At 47.3% G+C, this 12,245-nt stretch carries 12 protein-coding genes; 10 read left to right on the top strand and 2 right to left on the bottom strand.

The features are described from left to right. Positions 1-3: 3 nt before the first annotated feature. Complete coding sequence (locus ACWQXP_RS01875; RefSeq protein WP_454061140.1) at positions 4-1,092, bottom strand: saccharopine dehydrogenase family protein; 1,089 nt, start codon at positions 1,090-1,092, stop codon at positions 4-6. Positions 1,093-1,481: 389 nt separating this feature from the next. Here ACWQXP_RS01875 and ACWQXP_RS01870 point away from each other — a divergent pair, with 389 nt between their 5' ends. The 9 genes from ACWQXP_RS01870 to ACWQXP_RS01830 all read left to right on the top strand — a co-directional run bounded on the left by ACWQXP_RS01870 (position 1,482) and on the right by ACWQXP_RS01830 (position 9,174). Then, complete coding sequence (locus ACWQXP_RS01870; RefSeq protein ID WP_454061139.1) at positions 1,482-2,108, top strand: OmpA family protein; 627 nt, start codon at positions 1,482-1,484, stop codon at positions 2,106-2,108. A 332-nt stretch (positions 2,109-2,440) separates the two neighbouring features. After that, entirely contained in the window at positions 2,441-3,271 is an 831-nt protein-coding gene (locus ACWQXP_RS01865) for a PEP-CTERM sorting domain-containing protein (RefSeq protein ID WP_454061138.1), read from the top strand. A gap of 203 nt (positions 3,272-3,474) precedes the next feature. Further along, positions 3,475-4,089, top strand: coding sequence for an RNA polymerase sigma factor (locus ACWQXP_RS01860; protein WP_454061137.1), 615 nt, complete (start codon positions 3,475-3,477; stop codon positions 4,087-4,089). Positions 4,090-4,107: 18 nt separating this feature from the next. Further along, complete coding sequence (locus ACWQXP_RS01855; RefSeq protein ID WP_454061136.1) at positions 4,108-4,722, top strand: anti-sigma factor family protein; 615 nt, start codon at positions 4,108-4,110, stop codon at positions 4,720-4,722. Positions 4,723-4,738: 16 nt separating this feature from the next. Further along, positions 4,739-6,070 carry a S8 family serine peptidase gene (locus ACWQXP_RS01850; protein WP_454061135.1) on the top strand — a complete coding sequence of 444 codons (1,332 nt, stop codon included), beginning with the start codon at positions 4,739-4,741 and terminating at the stop codon, positions 6,068-6,070. A 265-nt stretch (positions 6,071-6,335) separates the two neighbouring features. Continuing rightward, a complete protein-coding gene (locus tag ACWQXP_RS01845) occupies positions 6,336-7,238 on the top strand; it encodes a hypothetical protein (protein ID WP_454061134.1) in 903 nt (300 codons plus the stop codon). Between the two features lie 82 nt (positions 7,239-7,320). After that, a complete protein-coding gene (locus ACWQXP_RS01840) occupies positions 7,321-7,875 on the top strand; it encodes a hypothetical protein (RefSeq protein WP_454061133.1) in 555 nt (184 codons plus the stop codon). A gap of 148 nt (positions 7,876-8,023) precedes the next feature. Beyond that, entirely contained in the window at positions 8,024-8,224 is a 201-nt protein-coding gene (locus ACWQXP_RS01835; RefSeq protein ID WP_454061132.1) for a hypothetical protein, read from the top strand. A gap of 137 nt (positions 8,225-8,361) precedes the next feature. Next, a complete protein-coding gene (locus tag ACWQXP_RS01830; RefSeq protein ID WP_454061131.1) occupies positions 8,362-9,174 on the top strand; it encodes a carbonic anhydrase in 813 nt (270 codons plus the stop codon). A gap of 481 nt (positions 9,175-9,655) precedes the next feature. Here ACWQXP_RS01830 and ACWQXP_RS01825 read toward each other — a convergent pair whose 3' ends face one another. Next, the gene (locus ACWQXP_RS01825) at positions 9,656-9,925 is read right to left on the bottom strand and encodes a hypothetical protein (protein ID WP_454061130.1); all 270 of its coding nucleotides are present in this window, start codon (positions 9,923-9,925) and stop codon (positions 9,656-9,658) included. Positions 9,926-10,182: 257 nt separating this feature from the next. Between ACWQXP_RS01825 and ACWQXP_RS01820 the strand changes: the two genes are divergently transcribed. Beyond that, the gene (locus ACWQXP_RS01820) at positions 10,183-12,012 is read left to right on the top strand and encodes a glycoside hydrolase family 15 protein (RefSeq protein ID WP_454061129.1); all 1,830 of its coding nucleotides are present in this window, start codon (positions 10,183-10,185) and stop codon (positions 12,010-12,012) included. Positions 12,013-12,245: the final 233 nt, after the last annotated feature.

Raw genomic sequence — 12,245 nt, 5'->3', positions numbered from 1 at the left:
CTCTTATGCGAAGTGCTGACCAAAACGATTGGCAAGAATGTCCTGCAACGCAAACATTTCTTGGGTCACAAATCCGTGATACTTCGAAGGATTCGCGAACACCAGATCCACGACACTGCAAATACCAGACGCTGTGGTGACTTGAATAGCCGACCACAATTTCCCTGCGATCGTTTGGGGATAAATTTTCTTCACGTAGTTCTCTTCGAACAATTCTCCGTCTTGCCTCCCATTGACTGCGGCATAAATCAACACGACATCCTGTAACGTCTTGGGAATCGCATGCTCTAATATCCGTTTTAACGTTTCACGATCGTCATTGAGTTTCAGATCATTCATGAGCAGATGAATTTTCTCACAATGTCCGGGATACCGAAGCGTCTTGTAATTCATTGTTTTGACCCGTCCCGCATAGGTATCAGCTAAGGTCCCCAATCCCCCGGAGGTGTTAAACGCTTCATAGAGCAACCCATCGACTTCAATCGTTTCATACCCTTCTAACGGTTGCAATGGCACTTTTTCCCCTTGCTCGATCCCGTAACACAAATTGCCATATTCATTAATTAAACCATCTGTTGACCACGTCAACGAATACTTCAATCGATTACTGGGATTTACCGGCAGCGCGCCAACCCGCATTTTCACGGACTCAATTTCCATAAAATGCGTCATCAATTCATTGGCCACAATACTGATAAATCCGGGCGCCAGTCCGCATTGCGGAACAAACGCCTGCGTAGCCCCTTGACTCAGAGCTTTGATCCGTTCGGTGACTTGGACATCTTCCGTCAGGTCGAAATAATGAATACCATGTGTGCGTGCCGCTTCTCCGACCGTTGGATTACAGAAAAATGGAAGGCTCGATATGATGCCGTCAACTGGTGTCTTAGCAAGAAACTTCGGCAGAGCCTGATCGGCCATCACATCAACAATATGCACATGAAAGTTGGGATGGGTCATGTCTTTCGCTAAACGTTGGGTCGCCTCTTGATCCACATCCCCAAGATGCACATTGTATTCGCCCGTCTCAGTTAATAAAACGGCAATGAGTGACCCGATCTTTCCGCCGCCCAGCACCAAAATGTTTCGCATAGGTTGATTCCCTTTCTTCTTACATTATCCTATGTCTACTCAATTCTGGCTACTCTTTTATCCTGGATTTCAGACACCTATTCTCATCTTGGCCTTCAAATATATGATTTTGACACATGGAATATTCTCCAAACGCGGGTATGCAAATGCTCAACGGTTCGTCAAGAGCGCGATGCTCGTGTCTTCGTGTGCCTCCAACTTTCCACGCTTCCATCCCGAGGGAATGCACAGAAAACTCCCGTAGAACTAAAGACTCGGCAGCACCAAGAGTCACATCCAGAGCCTGAGCAAAATGACCTAAAAAATAGGCTCAAGAACTGACGGTTTCTCCCCGAAATATCCATTGAGAACCTTCTTGTACCCATGATCACCATTTCGACGGAGTCCACATGCCAGTCAATGTCAAAAGCACGTTCTTTCCATGCCTGATTTTTTGCATGATTCTTTCGGGATGCCAATCCATGGTCACCCATGAGTACTCATCCGAGTCTCAATCTCAACATCCGTCATCCTCTCTCTTTCCGACTGATTCCTCGATGACCTTGGACACAGAGAACAACAGAACAGAGGCATTGGAAGAAGACCCGATTTCGCCCATAGGTTCGACGGATACACTCTCAGGCCTTACCCCAGCCTCCTATTATCATTCTCCGGACCCTCCTAATGAATTGCCAGAATATGTTCCCAGCTTATTTTTTGACTATGATAGTTGGACATTAACCAATAAGGGCAAACACATTCTCGAACTGACGGCAATGCAGCTAAAGGAGAATCCGGAAAGTTCCCTTATTATTGAAGGACACTGTGATGATCGAGGGGCTGAAGGATATAATCTAGTGCTGGGTGACAAACGAGCCCTCATGATTAAAGAGTATCTCGTGAATCTCGGAATCGCAGAGAACCGTCTCATCCCTGTGTCGTTTGGCGATACACACCCCGTCTGTTTCGAAGATCATGAAACCTGCCATGCGCTCAATCGACGCGGCTATCTGGTTCTGTTAACTAAACCCCAATAAACCTCTCAGGCCCGTTCTCTTCCTCTTGGCCACAAAATTTTTCTAAGCAAAAACACTGGATTCGCAATGCGATCGAGAGCATCAGCTCTCGAGTTAAGACGGCTCTCTCCCTGGAGGTTCTCGGCCCTTCAAAGAAAATCTTCCCCATACAACTTTTCTTGCAACCATTTCGCTCATCGCATCGACTTACCCTATATAAGGTCGAAACGGATTCTCGACGGATTTGCTCTGAAATCGAGAAACTCAAGCTCAACTCCGTCTCACGTTTAGCTGACAAATGCTCTCTGCCATTCAGTTTAACACCAATGGCAGACTCAAGAAGGAGGTGCTGTATGTATTTCTTCACAATTCCACTCGTGAGCATGATTTCTTTTGCCCTCATTGCTCCGTCACTGGCCAACGCCGTGTCGACCACGTTCTACGACAACGATGCTGACATCAGCAATACTGTTTCGGCTTTTCAAGCCGCACTTGGAGACCCTGATAATGGAAGTGCTCCTGACCCTCTCCCCAACGGTCGTCGGCAAATAAACTGGGACGCCGGAATTGTCCCCTTTAATATGCCAGGAGATTTCTTTAATTCGAGAGTGACACGCGGCGCTGTGTTCAGTACGCCGAATCATTCGCAGTTCCTGGTCAGCAACGATGGATTTGACAATGAATTCGATTCCATCAACGCCACGTATCCAGATCAATTTGACACCTTTAGCGCCCCACGCCTGTTTACCCCCTTTGGCACGAATGTTCTCGACATGAATTTCTTCGTTTCAGGAAGGAATATCCCTGGGACCGTCAGTGGGTTCGGTGCCATCTTTACCGATATCGATTTACCAGATAGCACCAAACTGGACTTTTTTGACACGCAGGGTCAGTCACTCATCTCCCTGTACGCACCGACCAATCCACAGGGGTTATCCTTCATCGGTGCAACTTTTAGCACGGAACGTGTGGGCCGCGTCCAAATCACGACTGGAAATACGGCTATCGGCCCCAATGATGACCCAATCAATGGTGTCGATGTCGTCGTCCTGGATGACTTTTTGTACAGTGAACCACAACCCATCCCTGAACCCGCAACATTGCTCTTATTAGGAACAGGCATTGTCGGTATTGGTTTGTGGAAAAGGAAAACCCGAGTAATCCACACATCCACAAAGTCCTGATACGTGCAAACATCCACAGGAGCTTCATCAAGACGAAGTGGGGCTCTGTTTCATTTGCAGCCCATCACGATATTCTTGAATGACACCATTATTGACCTTCTATGAAAAACACGGCACAATTCTTCCTCAGCAACACTCAAGGAATAAGTCAGATTGACTTGCACCCGGATCGCACTCCTCGTTTCCATCTCTGGAGGCCCTGCGTGTTACCCACCACTGGAACTCCACACCCCATGTCAACGCCCCATGCAGGCTCATCAATTCAGACAGTGGAGAATCATGACACACACTACCGCTCCCTTCTTGCACAAATTGCCCAAGGGAGCGAAGCCGCACTTGTACAGTTTTATCAAACCTTTGAGTCACGCATTTTTGCGTTCGCCAACATACGGTTACGCGATTCCGACGAAACCGGCGATCTCCTGAATGACGTGATGTGGGAGGTCTGGCGAGGAGCCAAAACCTTCCAGGGCCGTTCGTCGGTTACGACATGGGTATTCGGTATCGCACATCACAAAATTATCGACCGCCTACGTCGGTCAGGAAGACATCTCACAGAACAATTAGAGGAGACAGCATCAGAACCGTCCACTCAGAATTTGGATGAAATTCTTCTGCAAAAACAACTTGGGAAACATATTCATCATTGCATGGCAAAACTGACGCCCCATCATCGCCAAACCGTGCACTTAGCTTTTTTTGAAGACTTATCGTACCGCGAAATCGGAGTGATTACTGGGAGTCCGGAGGGCACCATCAAAGCCCGCATGTTTCACGCGAAGCAGGCATTAAAACGCTGCCTCCAGAGACGATTATGACAACAGAGATAACAAGTCATGAGCCATAACCCAACAGAACAGCCTGTCCATCCGGATGAACTCTTGCCCTGGCTGGTGAACGGGACATTGTCCGGAAGTGAACGACATGATGTCGAACAGCATCTTGAGTTCTGCACTCAGTGCCAACAGGAGATTGCACTGCTCGAACAGATGAGGACCGAAATCAAAGAATCCTCAACTTCATCGCCAGGGGAAATTGGACTCAATCGGCTTCTCAACAAAATTCAAAATGAACAGACAGCTCCTGATGCTGCATCAGGGACTCACACAAGCGTCTGGAGAACTGGGCTCGCGATTGCCGCCTCACTGATCATTTTCATTCAGGCCGGACTATTGCTTGACTCGTGGTATTTGTCAAAACCGATGGTTCCTCTTGCCGGGCCTCAAGAACATGGAATTGTTCTGCAAATTTCATTTGTCCCAACGGCGACTGAAGCGCAAATTCGAGAAGTGGTCACGGGACTCCACGCCACATTCATCGATGGCCCTAGCTCTCTGGGCCTCTACCACATTCGACTCGATCCTATAGCAACTGATCAATCATCTATTCAGAATATCATCAAACAACTTCGCCAACGTACGACAATCATTCAACATGTCGCAAAAAATTAAGGAAGGGGGCAACACGATGCATACCCGAACTTCTCGATTTTCGAACATCGTAGCCCTCTCCTTCCTTCTTCTCTCTGGAGCGTCGTGCGCAACATCACCATCTGAACATTCAGTTCAATCTGAGACGAACCAACGCGACTCAGTTTCGCTGAATACCACGGAAGACATCTCCGATCAGTTTGATCGTTTGCGAGCAAAAGGGCTACAAGACCAAGCCACGATTGACCTTGACGCACTCGAGCCTGGCGAAGTCTGCGTCATCAACGTCAACGAGGACGAAGCTAAAAAACTCGATACCTATGCCTCTTCACGAGGATACACGAAAAAGAAACGCCGAATATTAAACGGTCTCGGATTTGTCATGAGCATCTTACACGTTCCTCCCGGGCAAACCGTTCAACAAGGAATTGGGGATCTCCGAAAAGCCTTCCCCTCGCAAATTATTGATGCCAACCACCATTATTTCCTTCAAGGCAAAACCGTTCCGACCGATCCGCGTCTCTATGGGCACCGATTAGTGAAATGGAATGAGCAGACAGCGAGCTGTACCACTCAAGACATTTCGATTGGGATGATTGATACTCCAGTCGACCGGCATCGACTTCCGCTTCACCATCGGCCGATTCACACGGAATCATTTTTATCTGAACGCGCCTCAAAGGCCTCGGATCATCATGGAACAGCCGTAGCCACACTTCTGGTTGGGCAGGCTCAATCAACACGTCACGCCTTACTCCCACAGGCCGCATTATTTGTCGCCGAAGCCTTTCGTCAAACAGACAAGGGCCACACAGAAGCGACGACCTGGAGCATTGTCCGAGCCTTGGACTGGCTTGTCGAACGAAAGGTTCAGATCATTAATCTGAGTTTGGGCGGCCCGCCCAATGCGCTTCTTTCGTATGCAATTCAGAATACACTTGCGGAGGGAATACCTATCGTGGCCGCCGGTGGGAACGCCGGACCTCGCGGGCATTCAATTTATCCAGCGGCTCAGCCAGGTGTGTTAGCCGTTACAGCTTTGGATGTCAACCTTCATCCGTATCAGCACGCGAGTCGAGGTCCGTACATCGCGTTCTCTGCACCCGGGGTGGATATTTGGATTCCTAAAAACAGCCATGACGGTGTCTTTCAGTCCGGAACCTCGTTTGCCGCGCCGTTTGTCACCACTGCAGCCGCGACCGTGAAACAATTGCATCCAAACTGGACACCTGAGCAAGTGACCCACCATCTGGCAAGTCATGCCTTGGATTTAGGACAACTTGGAAAAGACAACACATTTGGCTGGGGACTCATTCAGATCCCCCAAACATGTCCTCCCAGCGGCTCACTCACTCAGACACCATTTTAGTCGTTGAACACTCTTTACACGACAACATCTCCGCCGTTCTTCAATACGCCTACAATCGTTATCACTCTCTTCCTCTGCGCACAGTCCTTCCTCAAGACAAGACCAAAAATTTTATCATGACCTACAAACGGTAAAAATAAATACAACCATTTCCTTCTTCCTTCCGACTTACCCGACGACACCATTCAACACCTCAGTGTTTGAACAGGAGTCAAAGGAACACACAACATTTCAATTCAACAATTCACTATCAAGGAGGAATGGTATGACACACGCAACGTTTACATCAGTGCTTGCAGGAATGACCCTACTCACAGGAGTCGGCATGCTCGACTATGCGGAAGGTCGAAATTGGTACGGCAAAGATAACGTGAAAATCAAGAACGTCATTGAAGCCACAGACCTCAACAATAAGAACAATCCAACGGTTCAACCACAGGATCCTGCATTGGCAGGCGGTGACCGTGATCAGACCCTACGATCTGGCGATGTGCTCATTGGCACATCCCATGACGATTTGATTATTGGGAAGCTCGGGCCAGATCTTCTTGTCGGCAACTATGGCGACGATGTCATGATTGGTGGCACCGAGGACTTTAGTCCCTCCAATCAAGATCGGGCGTTTGGAGGCAAAGGCAAAGACATTTTCATGTGGGCCCCCGGCGACGGGTCTGATCAATTTGATGGCGGCAAGCATGACGATGCCGTCATGTTTGGCTTGATTGGAGAAATTGGAGATGATCAAAACATCAAATTTGCAGTCGATCTTCCAGGCACACCGGATACGGGAGACTCTGACCCGATATTCTTAGATCCCAAAACCAACCTGCCGCTGATGAACGCAAGTGGGTCACCGGGGTTCTGCGAAGTGATTGATGCGTCCAATGCTGATGGAGGGCAAGCCTCGTTGGATGCACTGGACGTCGACCATTTAGTCAAGTTCTTCATTCGCGCAGCTGCTGATGCGTTCGAAAGTGGAGCACAGAACACGGATAACGGCTTACGAGTGACACTTCATCTCAAAGACGTCGAAACGTTGGTTTGTACCAATCGGGAGGGTGGACTCATACAGGTCTATGACCTGACACAAGTGCCGGCTCAACCGATTGATGTTGACCAGATTAAGAACAATACTCTCCGCAAACGTATTCAAGCAATTGTCTTTTAGCACAATGTGGTATGCAGGTTGGGGCCGGTCGCTTAAAATCAGTCGCAACCTGCGTCATCATACATTAGCAAGTGAGGTGATCATGATGACCGCATTCACCGCATATATTCTACTACTATTAGAACTGTGCAGTTTAGTGGCCTCATGCGATGCCGAGGTTCGTCTCACTCACAACACCCTCACAGTCAACATCGACGATGCAGAGATGAACGATATCTTGGCTGATTTACGTGATCAAGGAAAATTCAAAATCTTGGCATTTGAAGAACGAAAAATTGGCAATGTCAAAATATCAAAAAAGTTTTGGAATCTCCCGTTAGAGGAAGGATTAGACCGACTCTTGAGCGGGTGGAACTACGGAATTACTCGAGACCTCTCGACAGGGAAAATTAACACGCTCTACCTCGTCTCCCAACGGACAGATTCATCGATAGCACCTGTCTCTCTGCCTACTTCGATAAACCAGAAAATGAGTCTCGACGTCTATGCAACTCAGCCCCAGACGAACACATTCGACGAGGCTGATAATAACTCCATTCTTTTGGAACCAGACAATGACACAGCATACAAAGAATTGGTTAAAAAACCGTACCGCAGCGTCTCTAAGAAAACCATTTCGGAATTCAATTCGTATTAATGAATATTAGTAGACCAACACAACACCATAGCTTTCTAAACGGTTCTCATAATTTTGACGACTTCCTTCAAACCACCACACTCGAGAACCTCAGAGAGTTATTGAGTGCAATATTCACATCTCCGTTCATCTACGAAGGAGGACAATTATGGGACTAAACACCAACAACATTTCTATCCCTTTACCTCAAAAACATGAATGTGAAGATCTCAAGAACTATGAGATAACAATCGATGCGGCTACACTCACTGAAGCGGAAATTGAAGATCTTAAGCGCCGACGTCGAAATGCCCAACGACGCGCGCGTGCCACAGCAGCAGCCGCAATAAGTTGTCGACATGCGAGATAGCATGAATCAAAAAATTCCATCCTACGACACATAGCTATACTTTGTAACAAAATCGGTGTCCGCGATACTCTTCAGCAAGTCAACGACTGGTTACGGTATGTACTCATCTATTCAACTATTCAACTTAGAGGATTTTTATGAAAACCTCCATGAATTGGTTTGCTGCTTTCAGTCTTTTTGCGACCCTGGGCCTCCTTCCTCCGATTTCACCAACTTACGCTAACTCAACCAAGTCTCAGGACAATGTCTCAAATCCATCATCGGAACAGAGCATGGAGTCCCACTGGGATTATATGGGAATTGATGGTCCAGAACATTGGGGGATGCTGACAAAAGAATATATGACCTGTGAAACAGGAAATCGCCAATCACCGATAAACATTTCGATGGCCAAACACGGGCAACAACACAACTCCCTCGTTATTCGATATCACCCATCTCAAGTGTATGAATTAAACAATGGGCATACCATTCAGGTCTCACATGCTTCAGGCTGCGAAGCGGACTTGAACAACCGAACCTATAAGCTCAGACAGTTCCATTTTCATGCCCCAAGTGAACATCATATTGAGGGTCAAGCTTTTCCAATGGAAATGCATTTTGTTCATCAAGACAAGAAAGGTCATATTTTAGTGATCGCTGTGATGATGAAAACCGATTCATCAATGCCCGTGTTGGAGAAACTCTGGAGATGGCTGCCCAAGCAGCAAGGGAGAGAGGTCTCTCTTCCTCTTGAATTCAGCATCGCTGACATCCTTCCAACGGCAACCCATCACTATTCATATTCAGGATCTCTGACAACACCACCGTGTTCCGAAGGCGTGCAGTGGATACTCTTAAAAGAGCCTATTCATATCACAAAAGAAGATGTGGAGGGTTTCAGGCAAATAATTGGGCACAATGCACGTCCCATTCAACCACGGCGCAATCGTAACATAGAAGAAAAGTAGATGCTGGCTCGTCACATGTAAAGTTGAAATTTTGATATGTAACCATCAAAGCTAGTGCGGAGGACCACGGATGTGAACCCGTGGGTATTTACTGCGAATATAAATAGGGTTCCGGGGATGCCTAGGCCACGAACGCTCAATGCATCACTGGCCTTGTCGTTTTAATCTTTACTGAGAATCACTAGGCTCACTCAATATTGTGATCATAGGCGGCCTAGGTGGCGACGATTGTTATGTGATCCTGCGTAACCTCAATAGGTAACTGACATTCAACACGGTTCTGCCCCTGAGGTGTCGACTTGAGGTCGCCAAGCCAGCGTAATTACCCACGTCAAACATCGGAAGTTATTTGAGACGGCTATAGGTGTTTTAATGGAGTACACCTCGTAAATACCGGATACAAAAAAAACCTGCGTGGACTCTCGTACACGCAGGCTTCTCATAAACTCACCTACTGACAGAAGTCAGCACATGCAATTATCTAATTTTTCTTCATCCCACTCTGCATATCATCAATTTTTTCATTAACTTTATCTTTGCTCTTCGACTGAATTTTTTCTGACATGCTCTGCTCCTTCGCTTCATCCTTGGCTTCACTGACTTTGTCTTCGCCTTCTTTGTTCATGTCGTTTAGGGTCGTTTCTGCATCTGTCACATGTTTTTCACCCATATTTAGATCAAGAGCAAAAGAAGCAGAATTTGCTCCCATCATAAATATACCACTAACTAATACCGCTAATAAGTGCTTCATTGATAGACCTCCTTGTGAGAAAAGAAATTTGAAATTTCAAAGGGGTCTCATCAGTCTTGCATTCCCTCCTGGTTATGTCAACGAAGTCATCGAGGCAATATCGTTTATAATGATTACGTATTATATTATTGGTAACGCATAACCTCATGTGAGAAAAGATTTGTGACAGATTCTGCTTGACACATTACAATCATCTTAATACGCTCACCCTCAACTTCCGGCATCTCGATGACCATCATTTGAACTTGGAGACCGCTATGCCCTACCAACCCATTGAAAACTATGGACTCATCGGGAACATGCGCACCACGGCTTTGGTCGGCATGAACGGCTCAATCGACTGGTTGTGTTTTCCTCACTTTGATTCTCCCAGTATCTTTGCATCCATTCTTGATGACCAAAATGGAGGAAGATTTTCTATTGCTCCCTCGTCCTACCGTGTGACAAATAAACAATATTATTGGCCAGACACGAATGTCCTTGTGACTCGCTTTCTTTCGCCTGAAGGTGTTGGGCGAGTTATTGATTTCATGCCAGTGGGGTTTCGGTCAAGCGATATTCACTGCAATGGGCTGATTCGTCGCGTTCAAGCCATTCGTGGCACGATGGCTTTTCGCATTGTGTGCCGACCAGCATTCAATTATGCACGCGACTCTCATAAAACGATTGTGACTCAGCATGGAGCCGTTTTCGAATCGTCAACACTTACAATTCGACTGGGAACTAGCATTGAACTCACGCAACAAGGCGACGGCGTGATTGCCGAATTTACCCTCAAAGAAGGCGAAGAAGTTGATTTTTCACTTCAGGAAATTCAATCTGAGGATCAAGCTGAACTAGGTTTATCTGAATATCAGGCTGAGGAACTTTTCAAACAAACCGTGGATTATTGGCGTCGATGGTTATCAAAATGCACCTATGCTGGTCGGTGGCGCGAAACCGTGTATCGCTCTGCTCTGGTCTTAAAACTCTTAACCTTTGAACCGACGGGTGCCATTGTGGCCGCTCCAACCTGCAGCCTTCCCGAAGGCATTGGAGGGGAACGGAATTGGGATTACCGATACACCTGGATCCGTGATGCGGCCTTCACGATCTATGGATTATTGCGGATCGGGTTTACCGATGAAGCTGCACAATTCATGCACTGGCTAGAGGCGCGATGCCATGAGTTGAGTCCAGAAGGGTCCTTGCAAATCATGTACGGGATCGATGGACGTCACACATTAACGGAAGAGTCACTCGATCACTTAGATGGCTATAAAGGCTCAAAGCCAGTCCGTGTCGGCAACGGCGCATACAATCAGTTACAACTCGACATTTACGGCGAACTCTTGGATTCCGTCTACCTGTACAATAAATACGGTACACCCATCTCTTATGATCTTTGGAAACATCTTCGCCGCTTAATAAATTGGGTTTGTGAAAATTGGCAACGTAAGGACGAAGGCGTGTGGGAAGTCCGAGGCGGACAGCAGCACTTTGTCTACTCTAAATTAATGTGTTGGGTCGCAGTCGACCGTGGCATTCGCCTTGCCGACAAACGATCATTTCCGGCAGATCGTGACCGTTGGCTGAAAACGCGAGACATGATTTATGAGGAAATCATGACCAAAGGATGGGATCCTAAAAATCAAACTTTTGTCCAACGATACGGGAGCCCTTCACTCGATGCAGCAAATCTGATGATGCCGCTTGTCTTCTTTGTTTCCCCAACTGACCCGAGGATGCTCAAAACCCTTGATGCCACCAATCGATCGCCAGAAGATGGCGGGTTGACTTCCAATGGATTGGTCTATCGGTACAACATAGCGGATACACAGGATGGGCTGTCAGGAGAAGAAGGAACCTTTAATATCTGTACATTCTGGCTCGTCGAAGCCATGACCCGCGCGGGAAAAGTCGATCGTTCACGTCTCGATGATGCGCGACTACTCTTCGAACAAATGTTAGGGTACGCCAATCACGTCGGGTTGTATGCCGAAGAAACAGGACACCACGGAGAAGCGCTGGGAAACTTCCCTCAAGCCTTTACACATTTAGCGCTCATCAGCGCCGCCTTCAACTTGGATCGCGAATTAGGAAGGTGACACGTGAGAAACGTCTTCAATACTTCAACACAATCCACGGATCTCGTATCATGCTAGCCATACTTTCTGACTCACTTTGCGGAAAGTATGAATCAGCACACAGCAACTTCTAAACGTAATTTTATGTACCCAACAAAAAACACAACAGGCCGGAAGGGGCATCTGCCCCTCCCGGCCTGTTGATTTCCACCCTCGACTGTCGTCGCGTGACTTACAGCCAGTTAATGCGTTCG

It is taken from the genome of Candidatus Nitrospira salsa (genome assembly GCF_965152625.1).
Note: the sequence above shows the minus strand (reverse complement) of the source record. Positions and strands in the feature narration are given on the sequence as shown.